The sequence below is a fragment of the Streptomyces sp. NPDC048484 genome, assembly GCF_040651415.1.
Classification (GTDB): Bacteria; Actinomycetota; Actinomycetes; order Streptomycetales; family Streptomycetaceae; genus Streptomyces.
In genome coordinates this window covers 25691-39598 of record NZ_JBEZJY010000064.1, presented here as the reverse complement: position 1 = coordinate 39598, position 13908 = coordinate 25691, and the positions used below count along the sequence as shown (strand labels likewise).

11 protein-coding genes are annotated in these 13908 nt (G+C 68.4%); 4 read left to right on the top strand and 7 right to left on the bottom strand.

Going from position 1 to position 13908, the window contains the following annotated elements:
- Positions 1–2145, bottom strand: a 2145-nt coding sequence (locus AB0D14_RS39960; RefSeq protein WP_362788887.1) for an alpha-1,4-glucan--maltose-1-phosphate maltosyltransferase, incomplete at its 3' end; no start/stop codon positions are given.
- A 253-nt stretch (positions 2146–2398) separates the two neighbouring features.
- On the bottom strand, positions 2399–2599 hold the full coding sequence (locus AB0D14_RS39955) for a hypothetical protein (RefSeq protein ID WP_362788884.1): 201 nt from the start codon (positions 2597–2599) through the stop codon (positions 2399–2401).
- A 502-nt stretch (positions 2600–3101) separates the two neighbouring features.
- Here AB0D14_RS39955 and glgP point away from each other — a divergent pair.
- Entirely contained in the window at positions 3102–5720 is a 2619-nt protein-coding gene (gene glgP / locus AB0D14_RS39950) for an alpha-glucan family phosphorylase (RefSeq protein ID WP_362788881.1), read from the top strand.
- 717 nt (positions 5721–6437) lie between these two features.
- Entirely contained in the window at positions 6438–6791 is a 354-nt protein-coding gene (locus AB0D14_RS39945; protein ID WP_362788879.1) for a hypothetical protein, read from the top strand.
- A gap of 165 nt (positions 6792–6956) precedes the next feature.
- Here the strand turns inward: AB0D14_RS39945 and AB0D14_RS39940 are convergent, their stop codons facing one another.
- The 3 genes from AB0D14_RS39940 to AB0D14_RS39930 all read right to left on the bottom strand — a co-directional run bounded on the left by AB0D14_RS39940 (position 6957) and on the right by AB0D14_RS39930 (position 9243).
- Positions 6957–7277, bottom strand: coding sequence for a hypothetical protein (locus AB0D14_RS39940; protein ID WP_362788876.1), 321 nt, complete (start codon positions 7275–7277; stop codon positions 6957–6959).
- A 362-nt stretch (positions 7278–7639) separates the two neighbouring features.
- On the bottom strand, positions 7640–8149 hold the full coding sequence (locus tag AB0D14_RS39935; RefSeq protein WP_362788896.1) for a hypothetical protein: 510 nt from the start codon (positions 8147–8149) through the stop codon (positions 7640–7642).
- Between the two features lie 191 nt (positions 8150–8340).
- Entirely contained in the window at positions 8341–9243 is a 903-nt protein-coding gene (locus AB0D14_RS39930) for an alpha/beta hydrolase (protein ID WP_362788873.1), read from the bottom strand.
- Between the two features lie 176 nt (positions 9244–9419).
- On the opposite strand from AB0D14_RS39930, the gene AB0D14_RS39925 reads away from it, so the two are divergent.
- Positions 9420–10661, top strand: a complete 1242-nt coding sequence (locus AB0D14_RS39925) for a histidine kinase (protein ID WP_362788870.1) — start codon at positions 9420–9422, stop codon at positions 10659–10661.
- Entirely contained in the window at positions 10658–11317 is a 660-nt protein-coding gene (locus AB0D14_RS39920) for a response regulator transcription factor (protein ID WP_362788867.1), read from the top strand. The genes AB0D14_RS39925 and AB0D14_RS39920 overlap by 4 nt, the downstream gene beginning before the upstream one ends.
- Positions 11318–11520: 203 nt before the next feature.
- Here AB0D14_RS39920 and AB0D14_RS39915 read toward each other — a convergent pair whose 3' ends face one another.
- Positions 11521–12036, bottom strand: a complete 516-nt coding sequence (locus AB0D14_RS39915; RefSeq protein ID WP_362788864.1) for a DUF1990 domain-containing protein — start codon at positions 12034–12036, stop codon at positions 11521–11523.
- Between the two features lie 71 nt (positions 12037–12107).
- Entirely contained in the window at positions 12108–13760 is a 1653-nt protein-coding gene (locus AB0D14_RS39910; protein WP_362788861.1) for a M4 family metallopeptidase, read from the bottom strand.
- Positions 13761–13908: the final 148 nt, after the last annotated feature.

Here is a 13908-nt window from a genome sequence, read left to right as displayed (position 1 = left end):
CGGCACCGACGCGTGCCGGTCCAGGCCGAGTCGTGGCATGTCCAACGAGACCGTGGCTTCCTGGGTGTGGTGAGGGTCGAGGTTCACGACCACCAGAACCGTGTTCGAGCCGCGCGTGTCCGTGACCGACTTCGAATAGGCGAGCACCGACTCCTTGTCCGTGGGGTGGAAGTGCAGGTCGCGCAGTTGCCGAAGGGCGGGGCTGCGACGCCTGATCGCGTTCAGTTCGGCAAGCAGAGGAGCGATGCTACGACCCTCTCGCTCCGCCGACTCCCAGTCTCGCGGACGCAGTTGGTACTTCTCGGAGTTCAGGTATTCTTCGCTGCCGTCGCGCACCGGCACGCCCTCGCACAGCTCGAATCCGCTGTAGACACCCCAGGTCGGAGAGAGCGTCGCCGCCAGCACCGCGCGAAGTTCGAAGGCGCCCCGGCCGCCCTGCTGAAGGAACTCGTGCAGGATGTCAGGCGTGTTCACGAAGAAGTTGGGCCGCATATGGGCGGCCGCGTCACCGGAGAGTTCGGTGAGGTATTCGGTCAGCTCTTCTTTGGTGTTGCGCCAGGTGAAATACGTGTAGGACTGCTGGAAACCGATCGCACCGAGCGTGTGCATCATCGCCGGGCGCGTGAACGCCTCGGCCAGAAAGATCACATCCGGATCGGTGCGGTTGATGTCCGCGATCACCTGCTCCCAGAAGATGACCGGTTTCGTATGAGGGTTGTCGACGCGGAAGATCCGCACCCCGTGCCCCATCCAGAACCGCAGCACCCTGAGCGTCTCCTGTACCAGGCCCGGCATGTCCCGGTCGAAGGCGATCGGATAGATGTCCTGGTACTTCTTCGGCGGATTCTCCGCGTACGCGATCGTGCCGTCGGAGCGGTGGTGGAACCACTCCGGGTGCTTCTCCACCCACGGGTGGTCGGGCGAGCACTGAAGCGCGAAGTCGAGGGCGATCTCCAGTTCCAGCTCGGCGGCCCGGCGCACGAATTCGTCGAAGTCGTCGATCGTGCCCAGGTCGGGATGGACGGCGTCGTGCCCGCCCTCCGGCGAGCCGATCGCCCAGGGCACGCCGACGTCGTACGGGGACGGGTCCAGCGTGTTGTTGGGGCCCTTGCGGAAGGTCGAGCCGATGGGGTGGATCGGCGGCAGGTACACCACGTCGAAGCCCATGTCCGCGATCGCGGGCAGCCGCTCGGCCGCCGTCCGGAACGTGCCGCTGACCGGTGGTCGGCCGGGCTCGACCACCGCCCCCTCCGAGCGCGGGAAGAACTCGTACCAGGAGCCGTACAGCGCCCGCTCCCGCTCCACCAGCAGGTTCAACGGGTCCGCGGACGAGACCGGTTCGCGCAGGGGGTGGCGGGCGAGGACATGGTCCACGTCGGGGGTGAGCGCGGCCGCGAGGCGGGCCGCCGCGGGGCGGCCGGTGTCGCGCAGGGCGTCCACGGCCGCGAGGATCGCGTCGCGCCGGCCCTTGCTCTTCGGCGCCCCGGCCGCGACGCGCTCGTACAGCAGCGCGCCCTCCTCCAGGACGAGTTCGGTGTCCATGCCCGCCGGGACCTTGATCTGGGCGTGGTGGCGCCAGGTGGTGACCGGATCGCCCCAGGCCTCCACGGTGTAGGTCCACAGACCCGGCCTCGGCACGGAGACGGTGGCACCCCAGCGGTCCGTGCCGGGGGCGAGCTCCCGCATGGGGGTCCATGGACCGGTGCGCCCCTGGGGATCGCGCAGGACGACGTTCGCGGCGACCGCGTCGTGGCCCTCGCGGAAGACCGTCGCGGAGATCTCGAAGAGCTCTCCGACCACGGCCTTGGCGGGGCGGCGGCCGCCCATGACGAGGGGGCGCACGTCCAGGACGGGAATGCGGCCGATCACGGGGGCCCTGGCGGGGGCACTCACGGGGGTATTCACAGGGGCCGCGAGGTCACTCCGGTCGCTCCGGTCGCTTCGGGTAGTCCCGGCACTCCCGGCACTCCCGGAGGTGGAGACGGCGGGGGCGGCGGCGGGGGCGGTTGTCGCGGAGCCGGTCGTCGCCGACTTGGCGGGCCGGGTCTTCGGCGGCTGCGGGCGGTCGGTTTCTCCCCCCGGATCGGGGGGCTGTGTGGTGCCGGTCGTCGGGGGTGGTGACGGCTGGTGGTGCATGGCGGGCATGACCGCTCCTGTCCGCGTCAACGTGGGTGGGCGGATGAGAGTGTGGGGTGGCGGGTCCTGCGGTGCGTTACCGATGGAGCCTTCCCACCCTTTTCGGGTACGCAATCCGGCACTTTGTTAACTACTCGCACGTATGTCTTTACACAAGACCGGCCTTGCCCGCCGAGCGTCCGCCAAAGATCCTTCGCCAAGGACCCTTCAAGGATCTGCCCAGGATTCCCGGGATGAGACCGGTCTGTGAATGCGTACTTGCTCAAGGGTTGTCGGCCTGCAGGAGCTTGTTGGGTGAACCGGGACCCACATCGGACATCTTTCCGGTGGCGGCCCGCTCGACCAGAGCCTTGCTGACCTCGGTGGGAGCCGCCGTGGAATGGTCGGCGAGACACAGCGCGGCCGTCAAGGCCGCAGTCGGGCCTCCCGCCCGGTGCGGCACCCGTGTGCGCGTCACTGACATGGTGCGGGCTCCCCTCCTCGGACTCGGCGTGCCGGCCCCGCGCGCCCTCGTGGGGGCTCTCGCAGACCTCGCAGGACCTGAACGGGCCGTGGAAGGCCATGGCCGATCGCCACTCGGCAGCCTCTCGTGCGGTGGTGGGACGACACAAGGCCGCACGCCGGGGCGGAATCGGCCATACCGCCCGTGCGGCACACCCGTGCGACACACCCGGTGGCCGCGGCGAGATCAAGCCGACCGCAGGGAGCGCGGGACCCTGACATCCATGGCCCCGCCGTGGGGCGTGACCGGCCAGGGGCCGTCCGCGGCCGCAGTACCGCGCATCGCACGGAGCACTTCGCGCCGTAGTTGCGAAGGCACCTCGCCGCTACCGTCTTGGGTGACGACGGCGCACACAGGTGTGTGTCCATCAGAACCGATGCGTGTCCATCAGAAGCCCCCAGCCACAGCCCCAGCCTCAGACCCAGGAACGCCGCTGTACGTCCTTTCGTGAAGGTGGAAGCTCGTGAAGGCCATCCGCAGGTTCACCGTGCGTCCCGTACTCCCCGAAGCCCTTCACCCCCTCAGCGACCTGGCGCGCAATCTGCGCTGGTCCTGGCACGCCGAGACCCGTGACCTCTTCCAGTCCGTGGACCCCGAGCACTGGGCCGCCTCCGGATGCGATCCCGTACGCCTTCTAGGGAGCGTGTCGTCCGGGCGGCTGGCCCAGCTCTCGGAGGACCGGCGTTTCCTCAGGCGGCTGTCCGAGGCCGCCGACGATCTGAACGACTATGTGACGGGAGACCGCTGGTACCAGTCCCAGCCGCCCGAACTCCCCGACGCCGTCGCCTACTTCTCGCCCGAGTTCGGCATCACGGCCGCGCTGCCGCAGTACTCCGGAGGCCTCGGCATCCTCGCCGGGGACCACCTCAAGGCGGCCAGCGACCTCGGCGTACCGCTGATCGGCGTCGGACTCCTCTACCGGCACGGCTACTTCCGCCAGTCCCTGTCCCGGGACGGCTGGCAGCAGGAGCACTACCCGGTCCTGGACCCCAACGAGCTGCCCGTCTTCCTGCTGCGCGAACCCGACGGCACCCCCTCCCAGGTCTCCCTGGCCCTGCCCGGCGGCACGGCCCTGCACGCGCGTATCTGGCTGGCCCAGGTCGGCCGGGTCCCGCTGCTGCTGCTCGACTCCGACGTCGAGGAGAACGACCTCGGTGAGCGCGGTGTCACCGACCGGCTGTACGGCGGCGGCAGCGAGCACCGGCTGCTCCAGGAGATGCTGCTCGGCATCGGCGGGGTGCGGGCAGTCCGTACGTACTGCCGGCTGACGGGCCACGCGCGGCCCGAGGTGTTCCACACGAACGAGGGGCACGCGGGCCTCCTCGGTCTGGAACGCATCCACGAACTGTCCTACGAGGACCTCGACTTCGACGCCGCCCTTGAGGCGGTCAGGGCCGGGACCGTCTTCACGACCCACACCCCCGTGCCCGCCGGGATCGACCGCTTCGACCGGGAGCTGGTGGCCCGCCACTTCGGTCCCGACGCGGAACTCCCGCGCATCGACGTCGAACGCATTCTGCAACTGGGCATGGAAACCTATCCGGGCGGCGAGCCGAACCTCTTCAACATGGCGGTGATGGGGCTGCGGCTCGGCCAGCGGGCCAACGGCGTCTCCCTCCTCCACGGCCAGGTGAGCCGGGAGATGTTCTCAGGCCTGTGGCCGGGCTTCGACCCGGCGGAAGTCCCGATCACCTCGGTCACCAACGGCGTCCACGCCCCCACCTGGGTGGCGCCCGAGGTGTTCCGGCTCGGCGCCCGGCAGATCGGCGCGCAGCGGACCGAGGACGCCCTCACCGTCGGCGGCTCCGACCGCTGGGACGCCGTCGCCGACATCCCCGACCAGGACATCTGGGAGCTGCGGCGCTCCCTGCGCGAGCAGTTGGTGACGGAGGTACGGGAGCGGTTGTACGCGTCCTGGCGACAGCGCGGCGCCGGAACGGCCGAACTGGGCTGGATCGACGGCGTACTGGACCCGGACGTGCTGACGATCGGCTTCGCCCGCCGCGTCCCCTCCTACAAACGCCTGACGCTGATGCTCAGGGACCGGGACCGGCTCATGGACCTGCTGCTGCACTCCGAGCGGCCCATCCAGATCGTGGTGGCGGGCAAGGCCCACCCGGCCGACGACGGCGGCAAACGCCTCGTCCAGGAACTGGTGCGCTTCGCCGACGACCCGCGGGTACGCCACCGCATCGTCTTCCTCCCCGACTACGGCATGGCGATGGCGCAGAAGCTGTACCCGGGCTGCGACATCTGGCTCAACAACCCGCTGCGCCCCCTGGAGGCATGCGGAACATCAGGCATGAAGGCGGCACTGAACGGCTGCCTGAACCTCTCCGTCCTGGACGGCTGGTGGGACGAATGGTTCCGGCCGGACTTCGGCTGGGCGATCCCCACGGCGGACGGCACCGCGGTGGACGACGACCGCCGTGACGAACTGGAGGCCGCGGCCCTCTACGACCTCCTCGAACAGCGGGTGGCCCCGCGTTTCTACGAACTCGGCCAGGCGGGCCTGCCCGACCGCTGGATCGAGATGGTCCGCCAGACCCTGACCCACCTGGGCCCGAAGGTCCTGGCGGGCCGCATGGTCCGCGAGTACGTGGAGCGCCTCTACACACCGGCGGCCCTGGCCCACCGGTCCATGGACCACTCCTCCGCCAGGGAGCTGGCGGTGTGGAAGTCCCGGGTGCGGACGGCCTGGCCGCACGTCACGGTCGACCACGTCGAGACGACGGCCGCGACCGCGACCGCCGAACTGGGTTCGACCCTCTCCCTGCGTGTCCTGGTGGGCCTGGGCGACCTGGCCCCGGACGACGTCGAGGTCCAGGCGGTCTCGGGCCGTGTCGACCTGGAGGACCGGATCACGGACGGCACGACGTTCCCGCTGAAACCGGCGGGCGGCCCGGACCAGGAGGGCCGCTGGCTGTACGAGGGCCCCCTGTCCCTGGACCGCACGGGCCCCTTCGGCTACACGGTACGCATCCTGCCGGCCCACCGACTGCTGGCATCCAGCGCGGAACTGGGCCTGGTGGCGGTGCCTTCGGAGGAACTGGTGGAGAAGGCGGGGGTTCTGCTGCGGTGAGGTGTCGGCGGGCGGATGGGCGAGGGGGCTCGTTGGCCGTCTCAAGCGATGGCAGCGACGGCACAGCTCGTCTTCGAACCGCTCCCGATCGCCCGGAAACCCGTGCCCACGCCAAGATCCGATGCGTCGGCGAACAGGCCATGACCGTCTTGTAGAGCCGGAGCCTGCTCCGCAATCTCCGCAAGCTCCGCTGCAGCACCAACCGCACCCCCAGCATCTACAAACCGAGATTCGTCTCATTCAATCTCACCTCGCCAACCGCAAAATCGGGCGAGGAGTCAGAATTGGGTTCTGAGTTGCCGCCGCCCGGAAACAGTGTCGGCCGAGGAGAAGTGCCGTGCAAGGTCTGCATGGGCGTCCCCCGATAGCGTGCGAGGAGCTGACTGGTGAATGATGCGATGGTCCGTCAATACGTGTCTCCGGCGCGATTTTGGCGGGCCACCCGCCCAGTTCCGCGGCTGGTGGGCGCGGCACTTGCCACTATCGTGATCTTTTTCGCGGCCTCTGACAGTAAGCAGTATCCGCCAGGCGCTGGAGTCCTCAGCGCTCAGAGCTCCAGCGGCTTGGTCGTCATAGGTGAACCCGAGCGGCATCCCTGGGTGGGATCATTTGGTTCCTATTTCCTGTGCACGACAACCGGGCGTGGAATCACAATTCGGAAAATTCGCTACGAAACACCGGTTGCGACCAGTCGGTGTGGGCCTCTGGGTGCGGGAAATGCGCACCAACTCTAGCGGCGTTATTTCAGCCAGAGGGAGTCCTCCGAATTTCACTGATCCGGAAACCGGCTCCTCGCTTGACATGGGTGGGGAATTTAGGGTTTTCCATCCTGGGCTGCGGATCGCGCGTCCTTGCGATAAATCAGGGAAGGGTTCCCACGGCTTCACGGAACTGCTCTTCGCGGTCAAGGTGGATGATCGCGGCGGCGTGATCCGTCAGGCATGGATCGATTATGAAATTGACGGCAACCCGGGGAGTCGTTACACGCTTGACTTGAAGTGGGTAATGGTGTTGTGCGGCAACGAGGTAAGTGGAATCTACGATAAGCACTCGTGTTCTGCTAGCTCGTAACGGGTGCAAAAAATGGGACCAGGCATGCCCCTTGGCCCGGGTAAATGCTGAATGTCCTCTCAGTCCCGCCAAATCCCGCTCAGGCGCTTCTGGGCGAGTGAATCGTAGCGGCCCTGAATAGAACACAGAGACTTTGAGGGTGCCGGTGCGTGTAACTCATCGACTTTAGACGGGATATGACGGCTTGTCGCATACGTCACGATGATCGCCCCTCGGAACGAGAGCAGTCGGGCCCCGATGATCATGTGGGTGTCGAATCCGTATGAGTACCGAGCGGGACCGTGCCACGAGGGAGTAGTCCTTGAGGTTCTTCCAGTAGCTGAGCAGATAGCCGACACCGGGCAGGAAACCGGGCGGCCGGGGCGCCAGCGCGAATACCTCGGAACATTGGAGGATCTGGCCGGTCGCCTGGGAAAGGACATCGGCGACATCCGAGTTCATCTCCCACCCGGCGGCCAGGTCCGCGTTCCAGATGGAGGCGGCCACCTCACGCAGGTGCGCCTCCTCCTCCGGCGAGTAGCTGCCCTGGCCGAACGTCTGCCAACTGCCGCTTGGTGGAACCCTGTTGAGTATCCGGCGAACGTATCGACGACCGGGGCCGGCTCCGTACGTCCGGCACCCCGTGGCCAGGATTGGGAGAGTCCGTCCGCGTTGCTCCTCACGGGCCGGCCCCGCGCGGGGTCCCGAGGTCGCGGGCCCCGTCGGCCGCTGTCAGCGGTGCGGCCACGAGGGGCCGCAGGGGCTCGTCATCGACGTTGCCCGCACCACTGCCGCGGCGTCCACCCCGTACTTCGGGTTGGGGTTGGGGCCTTACGGATCGGGCCGGGGTACTCGGTTCCCCGCGTCATCTACTGCTTCGCTGCTGCGGGGCCGGCGCGACGGGAGAGCCGTACGGCGGAGATGAGGAAGAAGACGCCGCCGAGAGTGGCGTACCTGGCGAGGTGTCCCAGGGTGGGGTCGGACTTGGAGGCGCCGGCCAGGAACGAGGCGCCGGCCAGGACCGAGATGCCGCCGCTGAGGATCATGGCCCACTGGCCGCCCATCGACCGGCGCAGGAGGGCCACGACGAGTTGGACCAGGCCCGAGACGATGGCCCAGGTTCCCCACACGCGAAGGACGTCGGCTGTGCCGGAGGTGCCGGCTACAGCCAGGCCGATCGCGGCGGCAGTGCTGATGGCCATGTTGGCGTAGAGACCCGTGGCCGAGCGGGTGGCCCGTGAGGACCTGGCGTCGACGACGGCCGCGGCAACGTCGAACGCGGGGTAGAGGAAGAGCAGGACCTTCACGCCGATGGTGAGGTCGGAACCGAAGACCAGGAGGAGTGCCGCCCAGACGACGGCGAAAAGGAAGCGGACCATGTACAACTGGCGCAGGGCGGGGGCCGAAGCGTCCTGGTGGGAAGTGGCTGTGAGGGTCACGGTGGGTTCTCCGTACGGTTGCTGTGTCGGGCCGGGGATTGCGAGGACCGAAGGCAGAGGAGGGAAGGCAACGGCGGGCGGGGGCCCGGCCTGGGCGTGTGCTTGCCCCGACCGGGAGGTTCGTGCGCCGGTCAGCGAGTGCCGCGGTCGGCCTGCTCGATCAGGTCCTTGACCGCTGCGGGGTGGCTCACCACGGCCGCGTGGGACGAGTTGATCTCGGTCACGTGCGCATGGGCGCGAGCCGCCATGAAGCGTTCGAGGTCGGGAGAGATGGCGTGGTCCTGCTTGGCCACCAGGTACCAGGACGGGGTCGTGTGCCAGGCCGCTTCCGGGGTGATGCCGGCAATGGCGGTGGCGTCGATCGGCCGTTGCCCGGCGGCCATCCGCACTGCGGTCCGTGCCGGGACGTCTGCCGCGAACGCTGCCCGGAACTTCGCCGGGTCGAGGTAGATGTCCAGACCGGAACCGCCGCCCGGGAGGCTGTACGGGACTGGCTGTACGGGCAACGGCGGCACCGGATGGGCAACCGGTCGGGCGGACAGGTCAGCGAGGTCCTCGCCGGAGTCCGGAGCGAAGGCTGCCACGTAGACCAACGCCTTCACCTGCTTCTCGCCGACGGCGGCGTTGGTGATCACCGCGCCGCCGTACGAATGACCGACCAGCACGACCGGGCCCGGGATGGTCTTGAGGAAGCTGTGGATGTAGGCGCTGTCGGAGGCAAGCCCGCGCAGCGGGTTGGGGAGGGCGCGGACAGGGTAGCCGTCGCGGGTCAGCCGGGTGATGACGCCGTTCCAACCGGAGGCGTCCGCGAACGCGCCGTGCACCAGCACGACCGTCGGCTTCGGGCGGTCGGAGGCCGTGGCTTGCGTTGCACGGGTGCTCGTGGTTGTCGCCGTTGAGCCGGTGTCCACGGCATGTGCGGCGATCGTGATGGTGGCGAGGGCCAGCGCCGACAGTCCGACAACTGCGGTGCGCCGGAAGGAACGGCGCCTGGAAGGGGTCGTCGTGGCCGAAGGTGCGGTGGTTCGAGTCATGGCCTGTCCCTGCTCGATGGTGTGAGGCGGTTGCCTCGCCGAGGAGTCTCGGGGTCCTCGGGCGGAGCCGCGTACTTCGAACGAAGTAGTTCTCCCGCCTTCACCGGTCGAGGCAGGTTCGGCGTCTACATCGTTCGAAGTACGCGACCGGGGCGCGGGCGGACGAGAATCAGGTCATGGTCAAGGCACAGAACGATCAGGACGGGCCCGCGACGCCTCTGTGGATCCGGCGCCCCGAGGTGCTGCACCTCGTCGCCTACTCCCTGGCCGCGCTGGTGTTCGCCGGTCAGATCGTGGCAGTGGTACTGCGGGGATCTGATTGGCCGACAGTCCTGTCCGTACTGCTCGCCGGTGGCGGTGTCGCGCTGTCATGGTGGAAGCCGTGGGCCGGACTGGTGGTGTCGAGCGCGGCGTCCTTCGCCGTCACAGCGGTGGGCCAGGACCCCCTGTCGGTGTGGATGATGGCGGTCTTCGTGCTGTTCTCCATCACCTTCAGGGGAAAGCAGCCGCTGGCCGGAACAGTCATCGTGGCGGCGTCCTTCCTGGGGGCCTACATGACGTTGGGAGGATTCCGTGGTGGCGCGGTGGTGGGAGCCGCCGCCCTCTTCTCGGCCATAGCGGGAGGTACGTCAGGGGTGGCGCTCCGCATCCATCGGGACCACTGGTGGATTCTGCAGGAACGGGCCGAGAGCGCCATAGCCACCCGCGAGATCGAAGCCACCCGACGAGTGACCGAAGAACGATTCCGCATCGCCCGAGACCTCCACGACGTCATCGGCCATCAAGTCGCGATGCTGAGCCTGCATCTCGGTGTTGCGGAGATCGGGCTTCCCGAAGGCTCCGAATCCTCCCGGCAGGCCCTCGTCTCAGCCAGGTCAAGCGCCCGTACCGTCGTCCTCGAGACGCAACGGATCCTCGCGCTCCTCCGCCGCGAGGACGACAGCTCCGACGACGAGGCACTCCGGCCGATCCCGTCACTGAGCGGCCTGGAAGGGCTGATCGCCTCGTTCGAGAGCATCGGCCTCGACGTCCGACCCGGCATCGACATCATCGCCGTCCCGGTGGAGCCCAGCGTCGGCGTGACCGTCTACCGGATCGTCCAAGAAGCACTCACGAACGCCTACCGGCACGGGGAGGGGACGGCGACAGTGGAAGTGCGCGAGCGCGACGACAGGATCTGCGTCACCGTGGAGAACCGCGTCAGTCATCATTCAGCGCATGGCACCGGCACCGGCACCGGCCCCGGCCTCGGTTCGGGTTCGGGGCCGGTGCCGAGGCCGAGGCCGGGCAGCGGACTCGGACTCGTGGGTATGCGCGAACGCGTCGAGTCCTCCGGTGGGCGGCTGATGATCGACAGTGACGGCGGGCAGTTCCGGGTCCGTGCGGAGTTCAGTCCCATGGGAGTCGTTGTCCGATGACGCGGATTCTGATCGTCGACGACCAGGACGACATAAGGGCCGGCATCCGGGCGATGCTGGCGCTCGATCCGGGTCTCGTTGTGGCGGGTGATCTCTCCGATGGACTTCAGGCCGTCCCCTTCCTCCGAGTTCACCCCGTCGACCTGGTTCTGATGGACATTCGGATGCCCGGCATCGACGGGGTCGAAGCCACCCGCCGGATCCGCGAAGAGCACCCACCCGAAAAGGTGAGGGTGATCATGCTGACCACTTTCGACCACGACGACATCGTTCTCGCCGCCCTTCGCGCGGGCGCCAACGGTTTCCTGAGCAAGACCGTGAGCCCTGCCGAACTCGTCGCGGGTGTCACCGAGGTCGTCGGCGGTGGTGGTGCGCTGTCCGCCGCCGCGACGGCCGCGCTCATCGGCCACATGACCGACAGTCCGCCCCCGGTGATCGACCGGGAGCTGCTGCGCCGCTTCGACGCTCTGACCCCCAGGGAGCGGGACGTGATCGTTCTCGTCGCAAGCGGTCTCGGCAACGACGACATCGCGGCCCAGTTGCACGTTTCGCCGTTCACCGTGAAGACGCACGCCGTGCGGGCCATGACGAAGGTCGGCGCACGGGATCGAGCCCAACTCGTCTCGTTCACCTTCCGGGCCGGCCTCTACCCGTAAGCCTGCCGAGAGGCCGAGAGGCCGAGAGGGTGTGGGCGCGGACGCGGCAACCAGCGACCTGAGTGGGCGTCAAGTCCGATCTTCCTCGGTTCGTGATCGCTCGTTCACCGAGTTCCTGACCGGCCCGGGTGTTCCGTACGTCGAGTGCGACTCGTTCCGCATGAGTCGGCTTCGGCGGAATCGGCGGAATCGGCCGCACTTGGCTACCTCAGAAAATCACCCTTGGGGTCCTCGCACATCCGCCGCAGCACCGCTCCGCACCGTCGCGCGTACGCGTGCTGCAGGCCCCGTGTCGCCGGTCCGCCCGCTCGGGCGTACCACTTTGCCGGGCGGCTGAAGGCGGTGATCGTGAGCCAGACCGTGCCGTCGCCCGTGCGGTCGACGATGAAGGCTTCCTCGCCGGATTCCGGGTGGCCGGGGAGGGTGCCGTAGGCCCAGCCGGCGCGGCGGGGTTCGTCCAGGGTCCAGACGACGCGGCAGGGGGCCTGGATGAGGGGGCCCAGGCCGACCGTCACGTCCACGCCGGGGGCGGCGTGGGGTGCGTCCGTAGTGATCGTGACGCCCACTGCTCTGTGGAGTTCCCAGGTCAGGAGCGCCTGGCAGGCGGATTTGAAGACCTCGTGGCCCTCGCCGATACGGCTGCGGACGTGCAGGGGGTGGAAGCCGGGTGGGCACCGGCCGTCGCGGGTCGCGCCCACATCCTCGTACGTGAAGGGCATGGGAACCAAGAGTAGGGCGGTACCCGGGAGTGTCTCGTTCCGGGTACCGCCCGTTCACAGGTTGCGGAGCGTCAGGATACGTTGACGCCGGACCAGGCCGCCGCCACCGCCTTGTACTCCGTGCTCGCCGTGCCGCCGTACAGTGCCGACGCCGCGTTCAGGGTCGCCGTACGGGCGGCCGCGTACTTCGTCGTCGACGTCATGTACGTCGTCAGCGCCTTGTACCAGATCTTGGTCGCCTTGTCGCGGCCGATACCGGTGACCGTCGAGCCGTTGGAGGTCGAGGAGTTGTAGCTGACGCCGTTGATCGTCTTGGCGCCGCTGCCCTCCGAGAGGAGGTAGAAGAAGTGGTTCGCCGGGCCCGAGGAGTAGTGGACGTCGACCGAACCGAGGCTGGACGACCAGCTGTCCTTGGACGCGCCGTCCTTGCTCGGCTTGTCCATGTAGCGCAGCGGGGTGCCGTTGCCGTTGATGTCGATCTTCTCGCCGATGAGGTAGTCGCCGACGTCGGAGGCGCTGGCCGCGTAGAACTCGACGGCCGTGCCGAAGATGTCGGAGGTGGCCTCGTTCAGGCCGCCCGACTCACCGCTGTAGTTGAGGCCGGCGGTGTTCGCCGTGACGCCGTGGCTCATCTCGTGGCCCGCGACGTCCAGCGAGGTGAGCGGCTTGGCGCTGCCCGCGCCGTCGCCGTACGTCATGCAGAAGCAGGAGTCCTGCCAGAAGGCGTTGACGTACGCCGTGCTGTAGTGGACGCGGGAGTAGGCGGCGACACCGTTGTTCTTGATGCCGGTGCGGCCGAGCACGTTCTTGTAGAAGTCCCAGGTGACCTGGGCGCCGTAGTGCGCGTCGACGGCCGCCGTCTGGGTGTTGGACGCCGCGCCCGTGCCCCAGGTGTCGTCCGCGTCGGTGAAGAGGGTGCCGGTGCCGGACGTACCGCGGTTCAGGTTGTACGTCTTGTGCGAGCCGCGGGACGTGTCGTTGAGCTGGTACGTCGAGCCCGACAGCGAGGTGCCGATGGTGACCTTGCCGGAGTACTGGCTGTTGCCGATACCGGTCCGGACCGCCTCCCACTCGTACAGCTTCTTGCCCGACTCGGCGTTGGTGACGACGTGCAGCTCCTGCGGGGTGCCGTCGTGCTGGAAGCCGCCGACGACCGTCTCGTAGGCCAGGACCGGCTTGCCGTCGGCCGCCCAGACGACCTTGCGGGGCGCCTTGTCGGCGGCCGACTTCGTGCTGCCCTCGGCCTTCGCGGCGGACACGGCCTGCTTCTCGGCCGTGGACTTGGCGATGCCCGGGGTGACGTCGGAGACCTTGATGGTCGCCTTGGTCGCCTTGGTCACGCCCTGCGACTTGCCGGCCTTGCTCTCGTGGACGACCAGGTCGCCGCCGAGGACCGGGAGCCCTGCGTACGTGCGTTCGTAGCGGGTGTGGGTCGCGCCGTCGGCGTCCTTGACGACGTCTCTGACGACCAGCTTCTCCTTGGCGCCGAGACCTATCTCGTCGGCGGTCTCCGTGGTGGCGGCGTCGGCCTTCGCGATGAGACTCGTGCGGGCTGCCGGGGAGAGCTGGACCGGCGCCGCGGCGAGGGTGGTCCCGCCGGACTGCTCCGCCGGGGTCTGGGCGGAAGCGCCGGTGCTCAGACCGGTGGTGAGGAGAGCGCCGGCCGCGACAGCGGTGGCGATGGCGAGAGTGGTGCGGTGGTGACGCGCGTAGAGGGGGGTCACACAAGCTCCTTCATGGGGGGTGTCCGACCGCTATGGGGGAGCGGTCGGGCTGCGGTGAAGTTGCGGTGCGGGCGTGCCATGTCGTGCCGTGCCGTGCCGTGCGAGGTGAACAGTGCCAGTTAGGGCGCGTACATGTCAGCGGGGCGAA

Bases quoted from the DNA above. Each gene is read 5' to 3' on its own strand.
- AB0D14_RS39930 (WP_362788873.1), bottom strand. From the start codon at position 9,243: ATGACTCGAACCACCGCACCTTCGGCCACGACGACCCCTTCCAGGCGC.
- AB0D14_RS39915 (WP_362788864.1), bottom strand. From the start codon at position 12,036: ATGCCCTTCACGTACGAGGATGTGGGCGCGACCCGCGACGGCCGGTGC.
- AB0D14_RS39925 (WP_362788870.1), top strand. From the start codon at position 9,420: ATGGTCAAGGCACAGAACGATCAGGACGGGCCCGCGACGCCTCTGTGG.
- AB0D14_RS39920 (WP_362788867.1), top strand. From the start codon at position 10,658: ATGACGCGGATTCTGATCGTCGACGACCAGGACGACATAAGGGCCGGC.
- AB0D14_RS39955 (WP_362788884.1), bottom strand. From the start codon at position 2,599: ATGTCAGTGACGCGCACACGGGTGCCGCACCGGGCGGGAGGCCCGACT.
- AB0D14_RS39945 (WP_362788879.1), top strand. From the start codon at position 6,438: ATGCGCACCAACTCTAGCGGCGTTATTTCAGCCAGAGGGAGTCCTCCG.
- AB0D14_RS39935 (WP_362788896.1), bottom strand. From the start codon at position 8,149: ATGGTCCGCTTCCTTTTCGCCGTCGTCTGGGCGGCACTCCTCCTGGTC.